This is a genomic window from Falsiroseomonas bella, from assembly GCF_003173615.1.
GTDB classification, from domain to species: Bacteria; Pseudomonadota; Alphaproteobacteria; order Acetobacterales; family Acetobacteraceae; genus Falsiroseomonas; species Falsiroseomonas bella.
This window is the reverse complement of sequence record NZ_QGNA01000009.1, coordinates 50,942-73,976: the sequence shown is the minus strand read 5'-3', so window position 1 is coordinate 73,976 and position 23,035 is coordinate 50,942. Positions and strand designations below refer to the sequence as shown.

Below are 23,035 nucleotides of genomic sequence, written 5' to 3'. Positions count from 1 at the left end.
GTCAGCCGAAGTATCCCCGCCACCAGGCCACGAACCGGCCGAGCCCGGTGCGCAGGTCGGTGGTCGGGCGCCATCCGAAGTCGCGCTGCATGGCGGAGACATCGGCGAAGGTCGCCGGCACGTCGCCCGGCTGCATCGGCAGCAGCTCGCGCTTCGCCGTCACGCCGAGTAGCTCTTCCAGCATCGCCACCATGTCCAGCAGCTCTTCCGGATGGCTGTTGCCGATGTTGTAGAGGCGGTGGGCAGGCGTGGCGGGCGGATTGTCCAGCGCGGCGACCACGCCGGCGACGATGTCGTCCACATAGGTGAAGTCGCGCCGCATCCGGCCCTCGTTGAACAGGCGGATCGGCCGGCCCTGCAGCATCGCCTCGGTGAACAGCCAATAGGCCATGTCCGGCCGGCCCCAGGGGCCGTAGACGGTGAAGAAGCGCAGGCCCGTCAGGTTCAGGCGATAGAGGTCGGTGTAGGACTTCGCCATCAGCTCGCCGGCCAGCTTGGTCGCGGCGTAGAGTGAGGCGGGGCGGTCCGCGCAGTCCGATTCGCGGAAGGCGCCGTCCGTGCGGGAGCCATAGACCGAGCTGGTGGAGGCATAGACCGTGTGGCCGATCCGCCCCTCCGCCCGGCGCACCCCTTCCAGGATGGCCAGCGTGCCGGTGACGTTGGCGGCGGTGTAGGCGAAGGGCGCCTGCAGCGACCAGCGGACCCCGGCCTGCGCGCCGAGATGCACCACCCGGTCCAGCCCCGGATGCGCCGCCATCAGCGCCAGCACGGAATCCTGGTCCGAGAGGTCCAGCCTGTGGAAGGCGAACTGCCCCGGCCGGGCCTTGCCGGTCAGCGCGGCGAGCCGCGCCTCCTTCAACTTGGGATCGTAGTACGGGTTCAGGTTGTCGAGGCCGATCACCTGCTCCCCGCGCGCCAGCAGCGCCTGGCAGAGATGCGCGCCGATGAAGCCGGCGGCGCCGGTGACGAGGACCTGGCCCATGGTCAGGCGGCGTGTCGCGGAAGAGGGCGGGCGCCGGCTGTGGCGGACATGCGCGCAAAGGCTCCTGGCGGGCCCGCCGTCGCCGGGACGGTGCCGACGGGACGCGGCGGTATAGCGGTGCGCCGCGCGGGGCGCCAAGCTCCGGCGCCCGGTTAACCGCTTCGCAGCCGGATATTGTCAAGAATTGCGCAGCCGGGCCGTTCGGCGGCGGTGCGGCCATGCCCGGCGCGGCGCGGGCGTGATATGGGGGCGCCGCCCGCAGGGGGCGCCGGCGACCGGCCCGGCCCCTGCGGCCGCACAGGTGAAGGGGTGAGCGATGCGCGTGGCGATGATCGGGTCCGGCTATGTCGGGCTGGTTTCCGGGGCCTGCTTCGCCGATTTCGGCCACGAGGTGGTCTGCGTGGACGTCAATGCGCAGCGCATCGCCGACCTGAAGAAGGGCATCATCCCGATCTACGAGCCGGGGCTGGACCGGCTGGTGGCGGACAACGTGGCGGCCAACCGCCTCTCCTTCACCACCGACCTGAACGAGGCGGTGCCGACCGCGGAGGCGGTGTTCATCGCCGTCGGCACGCCGGAGCGCCGCGGCGACGGACATGCCGACCTGCGCTACGTGCAGGAGGCGGCGCGGGAGATCGCCCGCGCCATGGCCGGCTATACGGTGGTGGTGAACAAATCCACCGTCCCGGTCGGCACCGGCGACATGGTGGAAGGCATCATCCGGGAGGCGCGGCCGGAGGCCGAGTTCTCCGTGGTGTCGAACCCGGAATTCCTGCGCGAGGGCGCCGCGATCGAGGATTTCAAGCGCCCGGATCGCGTTGTGGTCGGCGCGAATGACGAGCGCGCGAAGCAGGTGATGGCGGAGCTCTACCGCCCACTGTCGCTGAACGCCGCGCCGGTGCTGTTCACCGACCGCCGCACGGCGGAACTGACGAAGTACGCCGCGAACGCCTTCCTCGCCACCAAGATCACCTTCATCAACGAGATCGCCGATCTCTGCGAGGAGGTGGGCGCCGATGTGCAGCTGGTCGCGCGCGGCATCGGCATGGACAAGCGCATCGGGCCGAAGTTCCTGAACGCCGGCCCGGGCTATGGTGGCTCCTGCTTCCCGAAGGACACCAAGGCGCTGATGCGCAGCGCGCAGGACTACGGCGTCGCGATGCGGATCGTGGAGAGCGTCGTCGCGGTGAACGACGCGCGCAAGACCGCGATGGCGCGCAAGGTGGTGAAGGCCTGCGGCGGCAGCGTGCAGGGCAAGACCATCGCGGTGCTCGGCCTCACCTTCAAGCCGAACACCGACGACATGCGGGATTCGCCGGCGATCAGCATCATCGGCGCCCTGCAGCGCGCCGGCGCCCGCATCCGCGCCTTCGACCCGGTGGGCATGGAGCAGGCGAAGAAGGAACTGACCGACGTCGCCTACGCGACCGATGCCTATGACTGCGCGCATGGCGCGGATGCGCTGGTGCTGATCACCGAATGGGACGCCTTCCGCGCGCTGGACCTGGCGCGGCTGAAGCAGCGCATGGCGGCGCCGGTGGTGGTGGATCTGCGCAACGTCTACCGCGCCGAGGAGATGGCGCGGCACGGCTTCGACTATGTGCGGGTGGGCGGCCGGCCGCACCTGGCCTCGACGGGCCGGTCGAAGCCGGTGGGCTGAGCGTCACAAGCGGCGCGGCCGAGGGTGCCGCGCCGGACCGATCATCGCAGGGTTGGCTGATCACGCCCCGCCGCTTCGCGGCGCGGGTGGCGCTTGCACTTTGTGCAACTTGCCGCCCGAACGCGCGATGGTTGCGGATCATCGCACGATAACGCTTTGAATTTCGTCGCAGAAAGCAATCCGCGCTCGCCTGATGCGCGGCCCGCTGGAGCCCTCGGCAACCCATAGATTAAAATTCTTCAATTTTTTGGTTATCAATTGGACAGGAACAGAATATTTTTATGAGGTTTTTCCGATGGTTATGGGCTTCGCTCACCAAACGAAAACAGATCATCACGATCCGGCCGCCTATTCGTACACTGTAAAAAAATGTCGATTGACTTATTTTTTCGTGCTATCCCTGATTGAGACCTGGGGGCCTTGATCGCGTGACGATCACCGCGCCGCCCGGGCCCAGGATGGGGAACGACAATGAGCACCAGTCTCACACAGATCTGGTTCGGCGTGCGGGCGGTGGACTTCACCAGCGGGTCTTCGCAACTCGACACGCTGGATGACTCGAGCGACTTCGCCACGCGCGACGTCCTCGGGGGCACCTACGATTACGCCGGCAGCGAATGGCAGCAGTTGCTCGCCTTCGTCGGCACCACCGAGCAGCAGGCGGCCCTCGGCGTCGACCTGACCGACGGCGTGAATGCGCCGACGGCCGGCGCGGTGAACACCACGGGCGACCTTCAGGTCGGCGAAGGCGTCGTCGCCCACAACCTCGCCGACATGGGCGGCGGGACCCGGCTGACGAACACCAGCGCGATCGACCGCAGCAACGACCCGGTGAGCATCTCGGGCCACGGCAAGCTGAACGGCGCGCGCCTCACCAGCGACGTCTCGGACAACTGGGTCACCTTCTCCAACGACATCGGCTTCGGCTTCGTCAACGGCAGCGGCTGGGACCTGCACGGCAACGCGACGCGTCTGAACGACGGCGACAGCATCACCTTCGACGTCGCCGACACGACGGTGCTGAAGTTCGTCTCCTTCACCGTGAAGGTGCTCGGCTCGGGCGCCACGAATGTGGTGCTGGATTCCGACTCGCGGACGATCGCGGACACCAACGGCGCCCTGCAGGGCGGTTTCGTGCAGGACGCCTCGGCCGGCGAGCTCGACCTCGGCGTGCTGGCGCACGGCACGAAGGTCGAGATCGACTACGAGCTCGGCAAGATCCTGGTGAACGGCAGCGAGGTCGGCGACACGGGCGGCTTCTTCGTCGAGTTCCTCGCCAATGGCGGCGACAAGGTCACCTTCGGCTCGGTGGTCGGCAACGCGACCGGCTGGTCGGTGGACGACCTGGTGCTGACCGTCGGCGACGACGGGCCGGACATCGTGCCGGGCGCCGGCGTGCTCTCGCTCGACCTGTTCCGCGCGACCGATGGCGACCCCGCCCCGGGCGGCCTGCTCGAGCGGCACCTCTACGCCTATCTCGACGCGAACGAGAACAACGCCATGGACGGCGCCGAGCCGGCGGACGCCGAGAATCTCGGGCGGATGCGCGAAGGCTACGAGGCCTACGACGATCCGGCGAATGATGGCGACGACAACCCGGTGCAGGGCGCGCCGGCCACGACCGACTGGCTCGACATGTATGCCTTCGGCTGGGCGAATGCGCAGGTCGAATCCGGCCACCAGTATGGTGAGCACGTGGTCGAAAACTGGACCGCGGGCGGCGCGGGCCGCTTCGCGCTCGGTGTCAACACCGCGCGCGACTCGGCCGATGTGACGGCAGGCGGCCCGAATGGCAGCCCCGCCGACATCGAGACCGGCACGGACACCTACAGCGACGGCGCGCCGGCCGCGGTGGACCGCGGCGAGGTGCTCGGCTTCGTGCTGAAGGCCTCCGCGGCGCTCTCCGCCACCATCACATATGGCAACGCCGCCGACTTCACGCCGGAGGATGCGGTGGACATCATCGTCCGGCTCTACCAGGGCTCGACGCTGATCGAGGAGATCGAGCACGACATCACCGGCGGGGACGGCAGCTTCACGGTCTCGGACAACTTCGGCGGCTTCTTCAACCGCATGGAGATCCAGGCGGCCGGCGGCATGGACGGCATCGAGACGGTGGATGCGGGCGCGAGCTTCGCGCTGGTCGACCTCGACTTCCGGCTCGCCCCGGACCCGGTCTGACCCGTTTCCCCGACAACCGGGGCGCGACGAGACGGGGGCGGACGGCAACGTCCGCCCTTTTTCGTTGCCCGCCGATTCAACCTGTGCGCACTATACGGCCCGCCGGAAGAAACCTTTACGCGATCGTTCGGTTCGCGACACGCATCGTATACAATAGAAAACTTTGAATATTGCGAACCTCACACGACGGTGCGCGGCAGCAACACCGCCCGCTCTTCGAGCAAAATCGACATTTCTCCTGCCCCTCCGTCTGGACAGCCACGCAGGAAGACTGCGAATTGGCCCGGGGATGCGGGCCCGTCGCTCCAGGGGGGAGCGACTTGCATTTAGATTAACAGCCCGCGTCTTCATGCGCTTGATGTCTGGATCAGGCCAGGGGGGTCGATTGCATGCCAATACTCGGTGCGGACAAGGATTGGTGGCGCGCGCTCGTGGAGGAGAGCTCCACCGGTCAGCCGAGCGAATTCGTGGCGAATCGACCTGCAGCCCGGCCCGAATCGACCGAGGAACCAACCGCCTTCCGCGGCGCGACGCCAGGCACGACGAGCCTGACCTGTGACGAGGCCGAGCCCGAGCCGCCGGCGCACAGCACCGCCTGTGGCTGCGGCGCCTGCGCCCTGCCGTCCATCTTCGGCCTCGAGCCGCAGGATCCGCGCCAGGAAGTCCCGGGCGACGCCCCGCCCGGCATCGGCGCGCCCGGGCTGGCCGGCACGGAGGCGGCGATCATCGCCGCCAATGTCGTGCTGAACGAAATCCCGGACGGCGGCATCGGCATCGCCTATGGCGACACCTTCAAGCTGCACAGCAATCCGGGCTCCCGCTACATCGTCTATCTCGACTTCGACGGCCACACGACGACGGGCACGTCCTGGAACAGCTACTGGAAGACGACCTCGATCAATTCGCCGGCCTTCTCGCTCGACAGCTCCGCGAGCTTCGGCGCCAACGAGTTGCTTGCCATCCAGCGGATCTGGCAGCGCGTGGCGGAGTATTTCTCCCCCTTCAACATCAACGTCACGACCGAGGATCCGGGCGTCGACGCGCTGCGCTACAGCGGCAGCACCGACCAGGCCTTCGGCGTGCGCGCGGTCATCACCGACGAGGGCGGGAAGAACTACGGCGGCATCGGCTACACCGGCAGCTTCGACTGGAGCAGCGACACGCCGGTCTTCGTCTACGCCAACCGCCTCGCGGACAGCACCAAGAACATCGCCGACGCCACGGCGCATGAGGTCGGCCATTCCCTCGGGCTGAGCCATGACGGCATCGTCGTGAACGGCACGCGCCAGGACTACTACTACGGCCACGGCACCGGCGTGACCGACTGGGCGCCCGTGATGGGCGTGGGCTACAGCGCCAACATCGTGCAGTGGAGCAAGGGCGAATACACCAACGCCACGACGCTCCAGGACGACCTGGCGATCATCACCACCCAGAACAGCGGCGTCGCCTACCGCACCGACGACTGGGGCAACAGCTTCACCACCGCCGGCGCCCTCGCCGGGACCGAGGCCGGCGGCGTCGTCACCGTGCAGACCTTCGGCGTGATCAGCGGCTCGGGCTCCCGCAACGACGTGGACATGTTCCGCTTCGACGTCGCCGCGGGCGGCAGCCTGGACCTCACGGTCTCCTCCTGGACGCGGATCCACGTCTCGGGCTCAAGCACGCCGACCTACGCGCCCTCTCCCTTCAGCATGATGGACGTCTCGCTCAGCCTCTATGACGGGGCGAAGAAGCTGATCCAGACGGTGAACGAGGCCACCTCGCTCGGCGCGCAGCTCGTCGCCAGCGCGCTCGCGGGGGGCACCTACTACATCGCCATCGACGGCGTGGGCTTCGGCAATCCTCTCGCCACGAGCCCGACCGGCTACACGGAATACGGCTCGCTCGGCCAGTACATGGTGACCGGCACCTACACGAAGACGCTGGCGACGCCGCCCTCCGATCCCACGCCGCCGCCGTCGGATCCGACGCCGCCCCCCTCCGACCCGACGCCGCCCCCGTCCGACCCCACGCCGCCGCCATCCGACTCGACGACGACGACGCCAACCCTGAGCGTCAGCCGCGTCGCCGTCGTCACGCAGGAAGGCGGCGCGGCCGAGACCGTCGTCGTGAAGGCGGCCAATGCCACCGGCGATATCACCGTCCAGGTCAGCGGTCTCGACCCGGCCGAGGGCAGCCTCTCCGCCACCTCGCTGCTGCTGAATGCGGCGAATGGCTGGACGGCGAATCTCGGCATCGCCGGGCCTGACGACGACAACGCGAATGGCGACGGGCTCTACACCCTCACCCTGGCCGCGGCGGGGCTGCAAAGCGTCACGATCGCGGTCACCAACGAGGACAACGACCTCTCCGCGACCAGCGGCGGCCGCTTCTTCGGCACCTACATCACCACCCCGAACGTCAACAACGCGACCATCAGCGCGCAGCGTGCCGTGGACAGTTTCTTCACCACGCTGCGCGAGGGGGTGACGACGACGGGCGCCGGCATCGACTTCCGCTGGCAGTTCACCGATCTCGCCGCGGGCGACAAGGTGATGCAGGTGGTGGCGAACTCCGGCGTCGAAGCCTTCCGCTTCGAGTATTCGGCCGATGACGGCGCCACCTGGCAGCGCTTCCTCGATGCGCCCGACGCGGCGCTGAGCTGGTCGGGCGAGTTCATCGCCACCGGCGTCGGCAGCACGCTCTGGGTCCGGCTGGTGGATGCGGTGATGGCGGGGGACACGGTCCGCGACACCGTCACGATCAACCTGATGACGGTCTCGGACGCCCAGGTCTCGGGAATCGACGCGATCTTCTGACGCGGTCGGGGCCCGCTTTGCGTGGGCCCCGCGCCGGGGAACGGATCGGGGCGGCGGGATTCGAACCCACGGCCTCCTGTACCCAAAACAGGCGCGCTACCAGGCTGCGCCACACCCCGAAGCCGGCGGCAACCTAGGCAAGCCGCCGGAAGGCGGCAAGCGTCAGGGCTGGCTGCCGAACATCCGGTGCAGCACCCGGTCGCCGACGCGGATGTCGAGCTTCTCCGTGACGCCCCCCTGCAGCTCAAGCGTGGCGCGCACCGGGCCGCGGCTGTCCACCGGGGTCAGGCTGAGCGGGATCGTCCGCTCCGCGATGCGGTGGATGCGGCCGTCGGCGGCGATGAAGACCATGTCGAGCGGCACCAGCGTGTTGCGCATCCACATGCTGCTCTCGCGCGGCTGGCCCCAGTCGAAGATCATGCCCTCGTCCGGCTTCACCTCGGTGCGGAACATCAGGCCGATGGTCTGCTGGTCGGGCGTCAGCGCCATCTCGATCGTGAAGTCCAGCCGGCGGCCGTCGCGCGTGACGATCACCATCCGCTCGGTCGGCAGGCGCGGCTGGGGGCGGTCCACGCCGGGCTGGGCGAAGGCCCCGGGAGCGTTGGCGGCAGCGACCAGGGCGGCAACGGAGGCGAGGAGCGGGCGGCGGAAGGTCATGCGGCGGAGGATGGCACGGCGCCGGCCGGCTCAGGAAGGTCACGAAGGGTAACGGCGGCCAGGGCGCGGATCGCCTCCCGCACGGGCCCCGGCCGCGGCGCGTCGGCGATGGTGGTGAACCAGGGCTCCGGCGGGTTGCGCCCCGCGGCGCGCGACCAGGACAGGCCGCGCAGCACGGCTTCGGCTGCGGCCGGCAGGCGCGGCGGGATCGGCAGGCGGTTGAGTGTCGCCCAGACGCCGGCCCAGCAGCGCGCCACCGACCAGGGATTGTAGCCCCCGCCCCCGCTGACGATGAGCCGCGGCGCCAGCGGCATCACGGCCCCGACCACCGCGCGATGCGCAGCATTGGAGAGCGAAAGCCGCGACAGCGGGTCCTCCTCCACCGCATCCGCGCCGCACTGAAGAAAAATCGCCTGCGGGCGGAGGTGGCGGATCAGCGGCAGCACGGCGTGGCGCAGCAGCCAGTCCATCTCGCTGTCGTTGAAGCCGTCCGGCACCGGCAGGTTGCGCGCATGGCCGCCGGCGCGGTCCTCGGCGCGACCGGTATGCGGCCAGCGGTTCGCCTCGTGGATCGAGAGGGTGAAGACGCGCGGATCATCGTGGAAGGCGAGTTCCACGCCGTCGCCGTGATGCGCATCGATGTCGAGGTAGAGGATGCTTTCCAGGCCCTGGTCGAGCCACGCGGTCAGGCCCAGCACCACGTCGTTCAGGTAGCAGAAGCCGGAGGCGCGGTCGGACATGCCGTGATGCGTGCCGGCGCCGGGCACATGCACCACGCCGCCATCGCGCGTGAGCTCGGCCGCCAGGATCGCGCCGCCGGCGCCGGTGGCGGGGCGCCGGAACACCTCGCGATAAACGGGGTTGCCATGCGCGCCGATGTGATGCCGCGCGCGGTCTTCCTCCGTCACCGCCTGCGCGGCTTCGGTGCGCATCAGCGCCGCGACGTAGTCCGGCGTGTGGAAGCGCATGAGCTGGTCCGGCGTGGCCCGCGGGCTGTCGCGATACTGGTCCTCGGCCACCCAGCCCATGGCGCGGATCAGGTCGAGCGTGGTGGAGACGCGCGGAATCGCCAGCGGGTGCTTCGGGCCATAGGTGGAGCCCCGGTAGATCTCGGAGCCGATGAGGATCGGGCGGGTCACGCCCCCGACATGCCATGCCGGTCCGGTCTTGCAAGCCGGGCCGCCCTGCCGCATGACACCCTCACACATCGGGGGGAGCCCATCGGGGGCTGAGAGGCGGGCGACCGCGACCCCACGAACCTGATCCGGGTCATGCCGGCGAAGGGAACGGTGTCCAGTTCGCGTGCGCCCGCTTCGGGCTTTTCCGTCGTTCTGCCGTCCGGGCTCGATCTCGGGGGCGTGCCCGTGCTCGGCGCCTGCCGGGTGGAGGTCCCGGGCGGGCGGGTGACCGCGCTGCTCGGCCCCTCGGGCTCGGGCAAGTCCACGCTGCTGCGCCTGGTTGCCGGGCTGCTCAGGATGCAAGGCGCCGTGGTGGCGGAGGATGGCGCGCCGCTCGCCGGGCGCATCGCCTGGATGGCGCAGCAGGATCTGCTGGTGCCGTGGCGCGACGCGCTCGGCAATGTGACGCTGGGCGCGCATCTGCGGGGCGAGAAGCCGGACGAGGCCCGCGCGCGCGCGCTGCTGGACCAGGTCGGCCTCTCGGCGCCGGACGCGCGCAAGACGCCGGCGCAGCTCTCGGGCGGGATGCGCCAGCGCGTGGCGCTGGCGCGCACGCTGATGGAGGATCGGCCCGTCGTGCTGATGGACGAGCCCTTCAGCGCCGTGGACGCGCCGACGCGCCACCGCCTGCAGGAGCTTGCGGCGCGGCTGCTGGCCGGGCGCACCGTGCTGCTCGTCACGCATGACCCGCTGGAGGCGCTGCGCCTCGCCGACCGCATCCTGGTGCTGACGGGCAGCCCGGCCGTGCCGGTGGAGGTGCCGGTGCCGGAAGGCGCACCGCCCCGCCCCGCACGCGATGCGGCGCTTCTGGACGCGCAGGCGGCCCTGCTGGAACGCCTGGCGGAGGCGGCATGAGAGGCATCATCGCCGCCGCCGGCCTGATCGCACTCTGGCAGGGCTTCGTGTGGATCACACAGGTGCCGCCCTTCCTGCTGCCATCGCCCTGGCGCGTGGCGGAGGCGCTGCTCGCGCGCTGGGACAGCCTGCTGCAGAACGCCCTCGTCACCGGCGCCGAGATCCTGCTCGGGCTTCTCCTCGGCACGCTGCTCGGCTGCGCCGCGGCGCTCACGCTCGCCGCCTGGCGCGGCGGGCGGCGCTGGCTGCTGCCGCTGCTGCTGGTCTCGCAGGCCGTGCCGGTCTTCGCCATCGCGCCGCTGCTGACGCTCTGGTTCGGCTTCGGCATGGCGAGCAAGGTCGCGATGGCGACGCTGATCATCTTCTTCCCCGTCGCCACCGCCTTCTATGACGGGCTGCGCCGCACCGAGCCAGGCTGGCTCGACCTGGCCGCGACGATGGATGCGACGCCCGCCGCCGTGCTGTGGCGGCTGCGCGTGCCGGCGGCGCTGCCGGCGCTCGCCTCCGGCCTGCGCGTCGCCGCGGCCGTCGCGCCGATCGGCGCAGTCGTCGGCGAATGGGTCGGGGCGAGTGCGGGCCTCGGCTACATGATGCTGCACGCCAATGGCCGCAGCCAGACCGATGTGATGTTCGCCGCCCTTCTGGTGCTGGCGCTGATGGCGCTGGCGCTGTGGTTCTGCATGGACCGGCTGCTGCGCCGGGCCATTCCCTGGCAACCGGACCAACTGACGGAACCTGTACGATGATCACCCGCCGCGCCGCCTTCGCGCTGCCGCTGCTCGCGCTTCCCGCACTCGCACGTGCCCAGCAGCGCACGGACCTCACGCTGCTGCTCGACTGGTTCGTGAACCCCGACCACGCGCCGGTCATCGTCGCGCAGGAGGCCGGCTTCTTCGAGCGTGCGGGTCTCAATGTCCGCATCGTCGCGCCGGCCGATCCGAACGACCCGCCGCGGCTGATCGGGGCGAAGCGCGGCGACATCGGCGTCTTCTACCAGATGAACCTGCATCTTGCGGTGGACCAGGGACTGCCGCTGATGCGCGTCGGCACGCTGGTTGCGACCCCGCTGACCACGCTGACCGTGCTGCGCGACGGGCCGATCCGCACGCTGGCCGACCTGCGCGGCAAGCGCATCGGCTTTTCCGTGGCCGGCTTCGAGGAGGTGGTGGTGGGCACGATGCTGGAGACCGTCGGGCTGAAGCTTTCCGATGTGCGGCTGGTCAACGTGAACTTCGCGCTATCCTCCGCGCTCATGTCCGGCCAGGTGGATGCGATCGTCGGGGGCTACCGCAACTTCGAGCTGCACCAGCTCGACATCGAGGGCCGCCCCGGCCGTGCCTTCTTCCCCGAGCAGCACGGCCTGCCGATCTATGACGAGCTGATCTACATCGCGCATCGCGACCGTGCGCGCGACCCGGTGCTGCGCCGCTTCATGGACGCGACCGAGGCCGCCACGACCTTCCTGGTGAACAACGCCGAGGAAAGCTGGCGCCTGTTCATCGCCGGCCCGCGGCGGGAACTGGACAACGAGCTGAACCGTCGCGCCTGGACCAGCACCCTCCCCCGCTTCGCGCTGAACCCCGCGGCACTCGACCGCAACCGATACGAGCGGATGGCGCGTCTGCTCGCCGACCGCCGCCTGATCCGCAGCGTGCCGGCAGTTGAGAGTTATGCCGTCGAATTGCCTTCGGCACGCTGACATGCCGGATGACGGCGGACGCGTCGCCCTCTAGCCTGCACTGGCCGGGCGAGGGAGGACGGGATGATCCGCTTCGACGACGGCGCAGCCTATGAGCGCTCGATGGGGCTCTGGAGCCGACCGGCGGGCGAGGTGTTCCTCGACTGGCTCGCGCCGCCGCCGGGCCTCGCCTGGGTGGATGTCGGCTGCGGCAACGGCGCGTTCACCGAGCTCATCATGCAGCGCTGCGCACCGGCCGCGGTGGACGGCATCGATCCGTCGGAAGGCCAGCTCGCCTTCGCACGCGCCCGGTCGGGCGCGGCGGGCGCGCGCTTCCACCAGGGCGACGCCATGGCGCTGCCCTTCGCAGATCGAAGCAGGGACGCGGCAACGATGGCGCTCGTCATCTTCTTCGTCCCCGACGCCGCCGGCGCCGTGGCGGAGATGGCACGCGTGGTGCGCCCTGGCGGGATCGTCTCGACCTATGTCTGGGACTTTGCAACCGGTGGCTTTCCCTGGGGCGTGGTGCAGGAGGAGGTACGCGCGGTCGGCGGCGCGCCGCTCCTGCCGCCGGGCCTCGGGGTGGAGCGGCTCGAGGCGCTGCGCGACATCTGGGCGGGCGCGGGTCTATGCGATCTCGTGACATGTGAGATCACCGTGCAGCGCCGCTTCGCCGACGTCGCGGATTTCTGGGACAGCGTCGCCTGCAACACGAGCCTGCGCCCGACCATGGCGACGCTGCCCGCTGACCGGATCGCGCTCATGAAGCGGCGCGTCGAGGCGCGGGTCAGGATCGAGGCGGATGGCGCCGTGGTGCACTCCGCCAAGGCGAACGCCATCCGCGGCTGCGTGCCGGGCTGATGCCGACGCCGCGCCTCATCGTGGATGCCGATGCCTGCCCCGTACGGGACGAGATCCTGCGGGTCGCCGGGCGCCTCGGCTTCGAGACGATCTTCGTCTCCAACGGCGCACGGCCGATGCGCCCGCCCGGCGGCAACACGCGCATCGTCGTGGTGAGCGAGGGCGCGGACAAGGCGGATGACTGGATCGCCGACCAGGCGACGCCGACCGACATCTGCCTGACGAACGACATCCCGCTCGCCGCGCGCTGCATCGCCAAGGGCGCCTTCTGCCTCTCCTACAAGGGCCACCCCTGGACGGAGAACAACATCGGCTCGGCGCTGGCCGGGCGCGAGCTGTCACGCCACCTGCGGGAGATGGGCATGGGCGGCGGGCCGCCGCCCATGGCGCAGGCCGACCGCTCGCGCTTCCTCAATGCGCTCGATGCCATGGCGCAGGCCGCGTTGCGCAAGGCGCGCGGCGCCCTGTAGCCTGCCGCGCGGGAGGCCCGCGCCATGGACAGCCAGACCGACGCCCTGCCCGGCCGCGCCTTCGACGGCCTGCCGGTCCGCGCCCCGCTCGATGCAAGCTGGGCGATGCGGCGCATCCGGCTCTCCACCGGCGCCGACCTCGCCTTCACCTGGCGGAACGGCACGGGAATGCCGCTGCTGTTCCTCACCGCCAATCGCACGACGCGCAGAATCTTCGACTTCGTGCTGGCGGCGCTCGATCCCGCCAACCCGGTCTGCGTGCCGGATTATCGCGGCCTCGGCGAAAGCGCCGACCTGCCCGCCGCCGCAGACCTCGACGACCATCTGGATGACATCGAGGATCTCTGCGACGCGCTGGGCTGGGAGGAGTTTGCGGTCATCGGCCAGGCGACCGGCGCGACGCTCGCGCTGATGCTCGCCACGCGCCTGCCGGACCGCGTGGTGGCGCTGGCCGCGGGCGACGCCGCGGTGTCGCTGCGCGCCGACGTGTTCGACCTGTTCCTGCAGCAGGTGGAGCGCCACGAACGCGGCTTCGCCACGCGCGAGGACGCGCTGGCCGAGACGCCGTTCCGCGCCGAATGGTCCGACGCCGTCGCGGCGCAGTGGCTCGACACGGCGCTGCGCCGCGACGCGGATGGCCGCCTGCGCTGGCGCTACCACACGCCCTCCATCGTCGCGACGCAGCGCGCGCTGACGGAGGATCTCTGGCCGCGCATCCGCGTGCGCCTGCCGACGCTGCTGTTCCACGGCGAGCATTGCACCGTGATCGACGCCGAGGCGATGCGCACCGCGCGCAGGAACATCCCGCAGGCGCGCTTCGCGACGCTGGCCGGCGCCAATCACCGCCTCACGCAGGACGCGCCGGGCGAGTTCGCGCGGCTGGTCGGCGGCTTCCTCGCCGAGGAAGGTTTCCTCGCGCGCTGACCGGCCCTTGATATGCGTCAACGCGCATGGCTGGCCTCCGCGCTACCCGGATCCCAGGCCGCGCGATGGCCGCGTGGCCGGAGGAGTTCGCCATGCAACGACGCGCCCTGCTCGGCCTTGCTTTCGCCGGTCTTCCGATGGCCGCCCTCGCCCAGCCCCGCATGACGGAGGCGCAGCGGCGGCAGTTCCATGACGAGGTGCTGGCCCGCGATTTCAGTGCCTTGCCGCCCGGCGCGCAGCAGCGCGTGACCGAGGCGTTCCGCGCCGGCACGCCCGACCTGCCGGAAGCCGATGTGCAGGCGCGCTGGAACGCCATGACGGCGCAGCAGCGCGGGGAGGTGCTGACAATGCATGAGCGCCGGCGCGGCCGCGGGCCCGGCATGGGTCCGGGTGGCGGCCGCGGTCCGGGGCCGGGCCCTGGCCCGAACCGGCCGCCGGGCTGACGGCCGGGCCGGCGCGACAGGGCGCGCGGGGGCTACAGCCCCTTGTGCGCCCCGTCGCACAGCGGCGACTTGCCGGTCTGCTTGCAGCCGCAGAACCAGGCCTTGCCGTCCTTCTCCGCCGTCCAGGAGACGGGGGAGAGGCCGCTGCCCTTGTGGCTGCCGTCGCAGAAGGGCTGCTTCTTCGACAGGCCGCAGGCGCACCACCAATAGGTCTTGCCCTCCGTCACCTCGACGGCAAAGGGCGCCTTCTGCGCAACGGCAGGGAGTTGCTGTTCCGACATCGTCCCGGTCCTCTTTGTCTTCTTCGTCCGTCCGCCCGCGGACGGGATTCGTCAGCCCTGCGGCATGCCCTCTGGCACCACTGTCTTCACAAGGCTCGCATCCAGCGCCTCGTATTCGTGGTAGCCGATCGTCTCGTAGAGCTGCGCGCGGGTCTGCATGCGATCGAGCGCGGCCATCGTGCCGCCGGTCTCACGGATCGTCGCATACAGCTCCTCCATTGCGCGGTTGGCGACGCGCAGATGGCTGACGGGCCAGATCACCATGGCGTAGCCGAGTTCCTCGAACTCCTTCGCGGTGAGGAAGGGCGTGCGGCCGAATTCGGTCATGTTGGCCAGCAGCTTCACGCCCGGCATGCGCCTGGCGAATTCGGCGAACATCTCGCGGCTGGTCAGCGCCTCGGGGAAGATCGCGTCGGCGCCGGCCTCGAGATACAGCTTCGCGCGCGCCACGGCGCCGTCCATCCCCTCGCTCGCCGCCGCGTCGGTGCGGGCGATGATGTACAGGTGCCGCCGTGCCTTGCGCGCCGCCGCCACCTTGGCCGCCATGTCGTGCGCATCGGCCAGCTTCTTGTCGTTCAGGTGGCCGCACTTCTTCGGCAGCAGCTGGTCCTCCAGATGCACCGCGCCGGCGCCCGCTTCCTCGAAGGCGCGGACCATGTGCATGACGTTCAGCGCCTCGCCATAGCCGGTGTCGCCATCCACCAGCACCGGCAGCCCCGCGGCGCGCACGACCTGGCGGATGTACCAGCACACATCGTCCACGGTGATCATGCCGAGGTCGGGAAGCCCCATCGTGGCCGACATCGCGGCCCCCGACATGTAGAGCGCCGGGAAGCCCGCGCGCTTCGCCAGCAGCGCCGCAATGCCGAGATGCGCGCCCGGCATCTCCAGGATCTGCGGCCGGTCCAGCAGGGCGCGGAAGCGCTGGCCGGCGGGCTGATCCGGCAGGTCGGCTCCGATCACATAGGGCATGTTGTTCGCCTTCCTCAGAAGAACAGGAACGTCACCAGCACGAAGAGCGGGATGAGGAACACCGCCGCCCAGGCGCAGTAGCCGAAGAAGCTCGGCATCCGCACGCCGTTCTCCTCCACGATGGCCTTCACCATGAAGTTCGGCGCGTTGCCGATGTAGCTGTTGGCGCCCATGAACACCGCCCCGCAGGAGATCGCGGCCAGCACCAGCGCGCCCTCCGCCATCAGCTTCGCGGGGTCGCCGCCGGCCAGCTCGAAGAAGACGATGTAGGTGGGCGCGTTGTCCAGGAAGGAGCTCAGCGCGCCGGTCAGCCAGAAATAGACCCAGGGGATGGGCTGCCCATCGGCGCCCGAGGTCAGCGCGACCAGCGGCGCCGCCGCGCCGTCCATCCCCGCGCGCAGGATCGCCAGCACCGGCGCCATGCAGACGAAGATCGCCGCGAAGAGCTTGGCCACTTCCAGGATGGCGCCCCAGGCGAAGCCGTTCGCCTCCCGCAGCGCCTGGGAGGTGAACTGCACCGAGACGGCCGTGATCGCCAGGAACAGCAGGATGCCGGCGACGCGCTCGACTTCCATGCGCTGGCCGAGGACATACACGTGGCCGAGCCGGACATAGCCCATCGCGATCACCACCGCGACGATCGCCACCACCAGCCAGACATTCAGCCAGCCCTCGATGCCGAGCTTCTCCTTCGGCCCGGTGTCGGGCACCACCGGCCGCTCCCGTTTCCACGCCCAGCTGTCGAGCAGCCAGTAGACGGCCAGAAGGATGATGGCGCAGGTCAGGAATTCGCCGAACAGATGGGTCGTCGGCCAGAAGAAGGACACGCCGCGCAGGAATCCGAGATAGAGCGGCGGGTCGCCCACGGGCGTCAGGCTGCCGCCGATATTGGCGACCAGGAAGATGAAGAACACGAAGGTGTGCGTCTTCTGCCGGCGGAAGGCATTGGCGCGCAGCACCGGGCGGATCAGCAGCATCGCCGCGCCGGTGGTGCCCATCAGGCTCGCCAGGACGGTGCCCACGGCCAGCAGCGCCGTGTTGGTGGTGGGCGTGCCGACCAGCGAGCCCTTCAGCAGGACGCCGCCGCCAGCCGTATACAATGCCAGGAGCAGCGCGATGAAGGGCACATATTCCAGCACCATAACATGGGCGAACTCGTACCAGGCCGGGCCGAGGCCGTGCACCGAGGCCAGCGGCACCAGCAGCAGCGCCGCCCATCCTGCGGCGATCTTGCCGTAATGGTGGTGCCAGAGATGCGCGGCGAAGAGCGGCATCAGGGCGATGGAGAGCAGGATGCCAACGAAGGGGATCGCCCAGGCCAGCGACAGCTCCGCGCCGGAAATGCCGCCCGCCGCCGCGGCGCTGCCGGGCAGCATCGCCGCACCGGCGGCCAGCAGCCCGCCCCCTGCGCCCAGTCCCCGCAACCGCATCCAACCCGCTCCGACCGACCCCTGTCGGGGTTCGGGATTAGCCCGTCCGGGCCGGAAGGTCACGATGGCGCGGGCCCTGCCCTTTCCCCGCGGCGCCGCAGCCCGTAATTAGCCAGCCGACCTGATCGAGGGACCGAACACGATGGAGATGACCGGCGAGCGGCGCATCGCTGCCCCCCGCGAGCGCGTGTGGGAGGCGCTGAACGATCCCGCCGTCCTGCAGGCCGCGATCCCGGGCTGCGAGAGCGTGGAGCGCATCGGCGACGACCAGTTCCAGGCCAAGGTGGCGGTGAAGCTCGGCCCGATGTCCGCCCGCTTCGGCGGCAAGGTGACGCTCAGCAACATCAACCCGCCCGAGTCCTACACGATCTCCGGCGAGGGCCAGGGTGGCGCGATGGGCTTCGCCAAGGGCGGCGCCGATGTCGCGCTCGAGGAGGTCGGGCCGGAAGAGACGGTGCTGCGCTACAACGTGAAGGCGCAGGTCGGCGGCAAGATGGCCCAGCTCGGCGCCCGCCTGATCGACAGCACGGCCAAGTCCATGGCCGACCAGTTCTTCGACCGCTTCGCCGCCCAGGTTGCCCCGCCTGTTCCGGCGGTGGCCGGCACCGACACCGAGTATCTCGGCCATCCCGGCGCGCCCGGACCGATCACCCAGCACGGCGCCGACGGCATGTCCCCCGGCGGCCTGGCGCAGCGCCCGAACCCGCATCCCTGGGAGACGGGCCTGCCGATGCGCGTGCTGACCTCCAACGTGCTGGGCATGCCGTTCCAGGTCTGGTTCGGCCTGGGCGCGATGCTGGTGGTGCTGCTGCTGATCTTCGCGTCGGGCTGACCGGCATGGTCCCGGCCTCGGTCGAGGAGACCCAGAAGCTTCTGGCAGCCGGCGGCTATGTCGCCGACCGCCAGCTCGCGACCACCGTGCATCTCGCGCTGCGCATGGGCCGCCCGCTGTTCCTCGAGGGCGAGCCCGGCACGGGCAAGACCGAGATCGCGAAGGTCCTGGCCGCGCAGCTGCCGCGGCGCCTGGTCCGGCTGCAGTGCTATGACGGCATGGACCTGGCCTCGGCCGCCTATGAGTGGAACCACGCCCGCCAGCTCATGGCGATCCGCCTGGCCGAGGCCAGTGGCGAGGCGACCGATCGCGCGGCGCTGGAACGCGGCATCTACGACCGGCGCTTCCTGCAGTCCCGCCCGCTGCTGGATGCGCTGGAGGGCGAGCCGGCGGTGCTGCTGATCGACGAGCTCGACCGCGCCGACGAGCCCTTCGAGGCCTTCCTGCTGGAGATTTTGGCGGATTTTCAGATCTCGATACCGGAGTTCGGCACGGTGAGGGCCGCGGTGCCGCCGGTGGTGGTGATCACCTCGAACCGCACGCGGGAGGTGCATGACGCGATCCGCCGCCGCTGCCTGTATCACTGGGTGGACTACCCGGATGCGGCGCGGGAGCGGGCGATCCTGAAGCTGCGCGCGCCCGGCGTCGGCGAGCGCCTGTCGGCCCAGGTGGTGGCCTTCGTGCAGGCGGTGCGCCAGGGCGACACCTTCAAGCCGCCCGGCGTGGCGGAGACGATCGACTGGGCCGGCGCGCTGGCCGCGCTCGACGCACGGGAGCTGGAGCCGGCGCTGGTGGACGAGACGCTCGGCGCGCTGCTGAAATACCAGGACGACATCGCGAAGATCCGCGGCGCCGAGGCGGCGAAGCTGGTGGCCGAGGCGAAGCAGGCGGCGGCGTGAAGGGGAAGGGCGCCGTGAGGGCCGCGCACCCCTCCCCATGATCCCGCCCAAGGCCGCCCTCACCATCCCCGCGCCGAGCGCATCGGGCGCTCTGCCCGCGAACCTGATCGCCTTCGGGCGCCTGCTGCGCCGTGCCGGGCTGCCGGTCGGCCCCACCGAGATCCTCGCCGGCGCCGCGGCGCTGGAGGCCGTGGACCTTGGCGAGAAGGCGCAGGTGCAGGCCGCGCTGCGCGCCACCATGGTCCACCGGCACGAGCACTTCCTGCTGTTCGACCACGCCTTCGGCCTGTTCTGGCGCGACCCGGAGGCCGGCAGGCACGCCGCCGCGATGGCGATGCTCGACGGCTTCAAGGAACCGCCGAAGCCCTCGCCCGCCTCCCGCCGCCTGGCCGAAGCCATGCGCGGCGACCGCAAGGACCAGCCGCCCCCGCCGGAGCCGAAGCCCGAGGAGCAGCTCGACGTCACCTTCACCGTCAGCGACCGGGAGCGGCTGCAGGCGATGGATTTCGAGGCGATGTCGGCCGAGGAGATCGCCGCGGCCAAGGAAGAAATCCGCAAGCTGGTGCTGCCGCTGGATGCGCGCCCGACGCGCCGCTTCCGCGCTTCCAGCAGCGGCACCCATGCCGATCTGCGCCTGACCGTGCGCGAGAGCCTGCGCTCCGGCGGCGAGATCCTGGACATCGCGCGGCGCCGGCGCGTGACGCGCACGCCGCCGCTGGTGGTGCTCTGCGACATCTCGGGCTCGATGTCGCGCTATGCGCAGGTCCTGCTGCACTTCATCCATGCGGTGACGAACGACCGCGACCGCGTGCACAGCTTCCTGTTCGGCACGCGGCTGACGAATGTCACGCGCCAGCTGCGCCATCGTGATCCCGAGGCAGCCTTCGAGATGGTCTCGCATGCCGTACCGGACTGGTCCGGCGGCACGCGCATCGGCGAATCCCTCGAGAACTTCAACCGACTCTGGGCGCGGCGCGTTCTGGGCCAGGGCGCGGTGGTGCTGCTGATCACCGACGGCCTCGATCGCGAAGGCGCGAAGGGGCTCGCGGACGCCACGGAAAGGTTGCGGAAATCCTGCCGGAGGCTGGTCTGGCTCAATCCCTTGTTGCGCTACGCCGGCTTCCAGCCCAAATCGCAGGGCATCCGTGCGATGCTGCCGCATGTGGACGAATTCCGCCCGGTGCATAATCTCGCCAGCCTGCGCGAGCTGGTGGCGGCACTGTCGGACCGGCAGCCAGGGCGCGGGAGGGAGTTTTCCGCATGACGGCAACCGACTCGGAGGACATCCTCGGCATCGCCGCCGAGTGGCTGGCGGAGGGCGAGACCGTCGCCCTTGCGACGGTGGTGGAGACCTGGGGCTCCTCTCCCCGCCCCGCGGGCTCGCAACTCGCCGTGACGCAGTCGGGTCGGATCGCCGGCAGCGTCTCCGGCGGCTGCATCGAGGGCGCGGTCGCCGATGTCGCGAAGCAGACCATGGCGAGCGGCACGCCGCAGCTTCTCGATTTCGGCATCAGCGACGAACGCGCCTGGGAAGTCGGCCTCGCCTGCGGCGGCAAGCTCAAGGTCTTCGTGGAGAAGGTGGGGTGAAGCTCGACCTGCTCCAGCGCCTACGGGCTGCGCGCGCGGGCAAGCGCCCGGTTGCGTTGCTCACCCGCCTGCCCGATGGCGCGCAGCTGCTGTTCCCCGAGGACGCTGCATCGCCGGACCTGGCCGAGGCCGCGCAATCCGCGCTGGCCGACGACGCCTCCCGCACCGTCACGGTCGGCAACGAGCAGTGGTTCGTCGCGGTCCACAACCCGCCGCTGCGCCTGATCGTGGTGGGCGCCGTGCACATCGCGCAGGCGCTGGTGCCGATGGCGCTGCCGCTCGGCTTCGCGGTGACGGTCGTCGATCCGCGCCGCGCCTTCGCCACCGAGGAACGGATGGGTGATCGGGTGACGATCTCCACCGATTGGCCCGACGAGGCGATGGCGGCCCTCGCGCCGGATGTGCGCACCGCCGTCGTCACGCTGACGCATGACCCGAAGCTCGACGATCCGGCGCTCGAGGTCGCCCTGCGCTCGCCGGCCTTCTACATCGGCTCCCTCGGCAGCCGCCGCACCCATGCCAAGCGCGTCGCGCGGCTGACCGAGGCGGGGCTGACGGAAGCCGAGATCGCCCGCATCCACGCGCCTGTCGGCCTCGACATCGGGGCGGTCACCGCACCCGAGATCGCCGTCTCCATCCTCGCCCAGGTCGTGGCATCGCGCCGGGGCGGGCCGAAGAAGAAAGCGCAATCATGATCTTCGGCCCGACGCCCCTCGACGAAGCCCGCGGCGCCGTCCTCGCCCACACCGTCCGCCTGCCGGGCAAGGTGCTGAAGAAGGGCACGGTGCTGGACGAGGCCGCGCTCGCCGCGCTGAAGGAAGCCGGCCGGCGCGAGGTGATCGCCGCGCGGCTCGAGGCCGGCGACGTGCCGGAGGACGAGGCCGCGGACCGCATCGCCAATGCGCTGATGGCCCCCCTGCTCGCGCGCTCCCGCGCCTCCACGGGGCGGGTGAACCTGTTCGCCGAGAGCGCCGGGCTGTTCAGCGTGGATGCGTCGCTGATCGACCGGCTGAACCAGGTGGATGAGAGCGTCACCGTCGCCACCCTGCCCGACCGCAGCGTGGTCGGCGCGAAGGAGATGCTGGCGACCATCAAGATCATCCCTTTCGCGGTCCCCGGCGCCGTGCTCTCCGTCGTCGAGGCGATGCTGCGCGGCCGCCCGGCGCTGGCGGTGCGCCCGTTCCGCCCGCTCTCGGTCGGGCTGGTGCTGACCGAATTGCCGGGCGTGAAGGAAAGCGTGATGGAGGGCGCGGTGGAGGCGACCTCCGCCCGCGTCGAGGCGCTGCTCGGCACCATGCTGCCGGTGGAGCGCGTGCGGCATGAGGAAGCGGCCGTCGCCGATGCGCTGACGCGGCTGCGCAAGGCGGGCGCGCAGCTGCTGCTGATCGCCGGCGCCTCCGCCGTGGTGGACCGGCGCGACGTGGGCCCGGCCGCGATCGTGCGCGCGGGCGGCGCGATCGAGCATTTCGGCATGCCGGTGGACCCCGGCAACCTGATCTGCCTCGGCCGGCTCGGCGACGTGCCCGCGATGGTGCTGCCCGGCTGCGCCCGCAGCCCGAAGCTCAACGGCTTCGACTGGGTGCTGCAGCGCCTCTTCGCCGGGGAGCGCGTGACGGCGAAGCACATCATGGGCATGGGCGTCGGCGGCCTGCTGAAGGAGATCGAGGCGCGGCCCCTGCCGCGCGCGGAAGCCCCACGCACGCCCGTCTCGCCCATCGCGCCGCGGCGCGCGCGGCAGGTCTGCGCGCTGGTGCTGGCCGCCGGCCGGTCCCGCCGGATGGCGCCGCTCAACAAGCTGCTGGTGCCGGACAACAAGGGCGTGCCGATCATCGCGCGCGTCGTGGACAATGTGCTGGCCTCCCGCGCGCGGCCGGTGATCGTCGTCACCGGCCATGAGCGCGAACGCGTGGAGGAGGCGCTGGCCGGCCGCGCGGTGCTGCTGGCGCATGCCGATGACTATGCCGAGGGCCTTTCCGCCTCGCTCAAGGCGGGGCTGCGTGCCGTGCCGCCGGAGGCCGAGGGCGTGATGATCTGCCTCGGCGACATGCCGCTGGTGAGCGGGGAGATGCTCGATCGCCTGATCGCCGCCTTCGACCCCGAGGAAGGCCGCGCCATCGTGCAGCCGACCTATCGCGGCAAGCAGGGCAACCCGATGCTCTGGGCGCGCGAGTTCCTGTCCGAGATGCTGTCCATCAGCGGCGACATCGGCGCGCGGCACCTCGCCGCCAAGCATGCCGACCGCTTGGTGGAGGTGGAGATGGCGAACGACGCCGTGCTGCGCGACTTCGACACGACGGACGCGCTGAAGGCGCTGCCGGAATACGCCGGGAAGCGGTAGCGCACC

Annotated in this window: 22 protein-coding genes, 1 tRNA gene and 1 riboswitch; of the genes, 16 read left to right on the top strand and 7 right to left on the bottom strand. The window is 70.5% G+C overall.

Annotated features, from left to right (window positions below; all coding sequences use genetic code 11):
* Window position 1: 1 nt before the first annotated feature.
* On the bottom strand, window positions 2-982 hold the full coding sequence (locus DFH01_RS27295; protein WP_109873698.1) for an NAD-dependent epimerase/dehydratase family protein: 981 nt from the start codon (window positions 980-982) through the stop codon (window positions 2-4).
* A 316-nt stretch (window positions 983-1,298) separates the two neighbouring features.
* On the opposite strand from DFH01_RS27295, the gene DFH01_RS27290 reads away from it, so the two are divergent.
* From DFH01_RS27290 to DFH01_RS27280, 3 genes are all read left to right on the top strand, one after another.
* A complete protein-coding gene (locus DFH01_RS27290; RefSeq protein WP_109873697.1) occupies window positions 1,299-2,642 on the top strand; it encodes a UDP-glucose dehydrogenase family protein in 1,344 nt (447 codons plus the stop codon).
* A gap of 471 nt (window positions 2,643-3,113) precedes the next feature.
* The gene (locus DFH01_RS27965; protein ID WP_146217163.1) at window positions 3,114-4,823 is read left to right on the top strand and encodes a hypothetical protein; all 1,710 of its coding nucleotides are present in this window, start codon (window positions 3,114-3,116) and stop codon (window positions 4,821-4,823) included.
* 389 nt (window positions 4,824-5,212) lie between these two features.
* Window positions 5,213-7,624, top strand: a complete 2,412-nt coding sequence (locus DFH01_RS27280) for a zinc-dependent metalloprotease family protein (protein WP_109873696.1) — start codon at window positions 5,213-5,215, stop codon at window positions 7,622-7,624.
* 45 nt (window positions 7,625-7,669) lie between these two features.
* Here DFH01_RS27280 and DFH01_RS27275 read toward each other — a convergent pair.
* From DFH01_RS27275 to DFH01_RS27265, 3 genes are all read right to left on the bottom strand, one after another.
* Window positions 7,670-7,743 (bottom strand) — tRNA-Pro (locus DFH01_RS27275).
* A 43-nt stretch (window positions 7,744-7,786) separates the two neighbouring features.
* A complete protein-coding gene (locus DFH01_RS27270; RefSeq protein ID WP_109873695.1) occupies window positions 7,787-8,281 on the bottom strand; it encodes a DUF192 domain-containing protein in 495 nt (164 codons plus the stop codon).
* Entirely contained in the window at window positions 8,278-9,420 is a 1,143-nt protein-coding gene (locus DFH01_RS27265) for an acetoin utilization protein AcuC (RefSeq protein ID WP_408609222.1), read from the bottom strand. Before DFH01_RS27265 ends, DFH01_RS27270 begins: the two co-directional genes overlap by 4 nt.
* Window positions 9,421-9,481: 61 nt before the next feature.
* Window positions 9,482-9,585: riboswitch (TPP riboswitch) on the top strand.
* Here DFH01_RS27265 and DFH01_RS27260 point away from each other — a divergent pair.
* The 7 genes from DFH01_RS27260 (at window position 9,571) to DFH01_RS27230 (ending at window position 14,690) form a co-directional block, all read left to right on the top strand.
* Window positions 9,571-10,314 (top strand): ABC transporter ATP-binding protein, encoded by a 744-nt coding sequence (locus tag DFH01_RS27260; RefSeq protein ID WP_408609221.1) that lies wholly within the window; start codon window positions 9,571-9,573, stop codon window positions 10,312-10,314. (Overlaps the previous riboswitch by 15 nt.)
* Window positions 10,311-11,060: an ABC transporter permease gene (locus DFH01_RS27255; protein ID WP_109873693.1), complete on the top strand. Its 750-nt coding sequence runs from the start codon at window positions 10,311-10,313 to the stop codon at window positions 11,058-11,060. Before DFH01_RS27260 ends, DFH01_RS27255 begins: the two co-directional genes overlap by 4 nt.
* Complete coding sequence (locus DFH01_RS27250; protein ID WP_109873692.1) at window positions 11,057-12,013, top strand: ABC transporter substrate-binding protein; 957 nt, start codon at window positions 11,057-11,059, stop codon at window positions 12,011-12,013. The genes DFH01_RS27255 and DFH01_RS27250 overlap by 4 nt, the downstream gene beginning before the upstream one ends.
* A 63-nt stretch (window positions 12,014-12,076) precedes the next feature.
* A complete protein-coding gene (locus tag DFH01_RS27245; protein ID WP_109873691.1) occupies window positions 12,077-12,853 on the top strand; it encodes a class I SAM-dependent methyltransferase in 777 nt (258 codons plus the stop codon).
* Window positions 12,853-13,323: a YaiI/YqxD family protein gene (locus DFH01_RS27240; RefSeq protein WP_109873690.1), complete on the top strand. Its 471-nt coding sequence runs from the start codon at window positions 12,853-12,855 to the stop codon at window positions 13,321-13,323. Before DFH01_RS27245 ends, DFH01_RS27240 begins: the two co-directional genes overlap by 1 nt.
* 24 nt (window positions 13,324-13,347) lie before the next feature.
* A complete protein-coding gene (locus DFH01_RS27235) occupies window positions 13,348-14,247 on the top strand; it encodes an alpha/beta fold hydrolase (protein ID WP_109873689.1) in 900 nt (299 codons plus the stop codon).
* Between the two features lie 92 nt (window positions 14,248-14,339).
* A complete protein-coding gene (locus DFH01_RS27230; RefSeq protein WP_146217162.1) occupies window positions 14,340-14,690 on the top strand; it encodes a hypothetical protein in 351 nt (116 codons plus the stop codon).
* 32 nt (window positions 14,691-14,722) lie between these two features.
* Here DFH01_RS27230 and DFH01_RS27225 read toward each other — a convergent pair whose 3' ends face one another.
* The 3 genes from DFH01_RS27225 to DFH01_RS27215 are packed head-to-tail and all read right to left on the bottom strand — an operon-like array spanning window position 14,723 to window position 17,373.
* Window positions 14,723-14,971, bottom strand: a complete 249-nt coding sequence (locus DFH01_RS27225; RefSeq protein WP_109873687.1) for a CDGSH iron-sulfur domain-containing protein — start codon at window positions 14,969-14,971, stop codon at window positions 14,723-14,725.
* A gap of 51 nt (window positions 14,972-15,022) precedes the next feature.
* Entirely contained in the window at window positions 15,023-15,943 is a 921-nt protein-coding gene (gene prpB / locus DFH01_RS27220) for a methylisocitrate lyase (protein ID WP_109873686.1), read from the bottom strand.
* A gap of 14 nt (window positions 15,944-15,957) precedes the next feature.
* Window positions 15,958-17,373: a sodium:proton antiporter gene (locus tag DFH01_RS27215; protein WP_109873685.1), complete on the bottom strand. Its 1,416-nt coding sequence runs from the start codon at window positions 17,371-17,373 to the stop codon at window positions 15,958-15,960.
* Window positions 17,374-17,515: 142 nt separating this feature from the next.
* Between DFH01_RS27215 and DFH01_RS27210 the strand changes: the two genes are divergently transcribed.
* From DFH01_RS27210 to DFH01_RS27185, 6 genes are read left to right on the top strand one after another with little or no spacing between them, the layout of a single operon-like run.
* Window positions 17,516-18,205: an SRPBCC family protein gene (locus DFH01_RS27210; protein ID WP_109873684.1), complete on the top strand. Its 690-nt coding sequence runs from the start codon at window positions 17,516-17,518 to the stop codon at window positions 18,203-18,205.
* Between the two features lie 5 nt (window positions 18,206-18,210).
* The gene (locus tag DFH01_RS27205; RefSeq protein ID WP_109873683.1) at window positions 18,211-19,104 is read left to right on the top strand and encodes an AAA family ATPase; all 894 of its coding nucleotides are present in this window, start codon (window positions 18,211-18,213) and stop codon (window positions 19,102-19,104) included.
* 37 nt (window positions 19,105-19,141) lie between these two features.
* Window positions 19,142-20,368 (top strand): vWA domain-containing protein, encoded by a 1,227-nt coding sequence (locus DFH01_RS27200; RefSeq protein WP_109873682.1) that lies wholly within the window; start codon window positions 19,142-19,144, stop codon window positions 20,366-20,368.
* Window positions 20,365-20,691 carry an XdhC family protein gene (locus DFH01_RS27195; protein ID WP_109873681.1) on the top strand — a complete coding sequence of 109 codons (327 nt, stop codon included), beginning with the start codon at window positions 20,365-20,367 and terminating at the stop codon, window positions 20,689-20,691. Before DFH01_RS27200 ends, DFH01_RS27195 begins: the two co-directional genes overlap by 4 nt.
* Complete coding sequence (locus DFH01_RS27190) at window positions 20,688-21,386, top strand: XdhC family protein (protein ID WP_109873680.1); 699 nt, start codon at window positions 20,688-20,690, stop codon at window positions 21,384-21,386. Before DFH01_RS27195 ends, DFH01_RS27190 begins: the two co-directional genes overlap by 4 nt.
* Window positions 21,383-23,029, top strand: a complete 1,647-nt coding sequence (locus tag DFH01_RS27185; protein ID WP_109873679.1) for an NTP transferase domain-containing protein — start codon at window positions 21,383-21,385, stop codon at window positions 23,027-23,029. Before DFH01_RS27190 ends, DFH01_RS27185 begins: the two co-directional genes overlap by 4 nt.
* Window positions 23,030-23,035: the final 6 nt, after the last annotated feature.

Coding starts and splice junctions, on each gene's coding strand:
- DFH01_RS27295 (WP_109873698.1), bottom strand. CDS start 982: ATGGGCCAGGTCCTCGTCACCGGCGCCGCCGGCTTCATCGGCGCGCAT.
- DFH01_RS27290 (WP_109873697.1), top strand. CDS start 1,299: ATGCGCGTGGCGATGATCGGGTCCGGCTATGTCGGGCTGGTTTCCGGG.
- DFH01_RS27965 (WP_146217163.1), top strand. CDS start 3,114: ATGAGCACCAGTCTCACACAGATCTGGTTCGGCGTGCGGGCGGTGGAC.
- DFH01_RS27280 (WP_109873696.1), top strand. CDS start 5,213: ATGCCAATACTCGGTGCGGACAAGGATTGGTGGCGCGCGCTCGTGGAG.
- DFH01_RS27270 (WP_109873695.1), bottom strand. CDS start 8,281: ATGACCTTCCGCCGCCCGCTCCTCGCCTCCGTTGCCGCCCTGGTCGCT.
- DFH01_RS27255 (WP_109873693.1), top strand. CDS start 10,311: ATGAGAGGCATCATCGCCGCCGCCGGCCTGATCGCACTCTGGCAGGGC.
- DFH01_RS27250 (WP_109873692.1), top strand. CDS start 11,057: ATGATCACCCGCCGCGCCGCCTTCGCGCTGCCGCTGCTCGCGCTTCCC.
- DFH01_RS27245 (WP_109873691.1), top strand. CDS start 12,077: ATGATCCGCTTCGACGACGGCGCAGCCTATGAGCGCTCGATGGGGCTC.
- DFH01_RS27240 (WP_109873690.1), top strand. CDS start 12,853: ATGCCGACGCCGCGCCTCATCGTGGATGCCGATGCCTGCCCCGTACGG.
- DFH01_RS27235 (WP_109873689.1), top strand. CDS start 13,348: ATGGACAGCCAGACCGACGCCCTGCCCGGCCGCGCCTTCGACGGCCTG.
- DFH01_RS27230 (WP_146217162.1), top strand. CDS start 14,340: ATGCAACGACGCGCCCTGCTCGGCCTTGCTTTCGCCGGTCTTCCGATG.
- DFH01_RS27225 (WP_109873687.1), bottom strand. CDS start 14,971: ATGTCGGAACAGCAACTCCCTGCCGTTGCGCAGAAGGCGCCCTTTGCC.
- prpB (WP_109873686.1), bottom strand. CDS start 15,943: ATGCCCTATGTGATCGGAGCCGACCTGCCGGATCAGCCCGCCGGCCAG.
- DFH01_RS27215 (WP_109873685.1), bottom strand. CDS start 17,373: ATGCGGTTGCGGGGACTGGGCGCAGGGGGCGGGCTGCTGGCCGCCGGT.
- DFH01_RS27210 (WP_109873684.1), top strand. CDS start 17,516: ATGGAGATGACCGGCGAGCGGCGCATCGCTGCCCCCCGCGAGCGCGTG.
- DFH01_RS27205 (WP_109873683.1), top strand. CDS start 18,211: ATGGTCCCGGCCTCGGTCGAGGAGACCCAGAAGCTTCTGGCAGCCGGC.
- DFH01_RS27200 (WP_109873682.1), top strand. CDS start 19,142: ATGATCCCGCCCAAGGCCGCCCTCACCATCCCCGCGCCGAGCGCATCG.
- DFH01_RS27195 (WP_109873681.1), top strand. CDS start 20,365: ATGACGGCAACCGACTCGGAGGACATCCTCGGCATCGCCGCCGAGTGG.
- DFH01_RS27185 (WP_109873679.1), top strand. CDS start 21,383: ATGATCTTCGGCCCGACGCCCCTCGACGAAGCCCGCGGCGCCGTCCTC.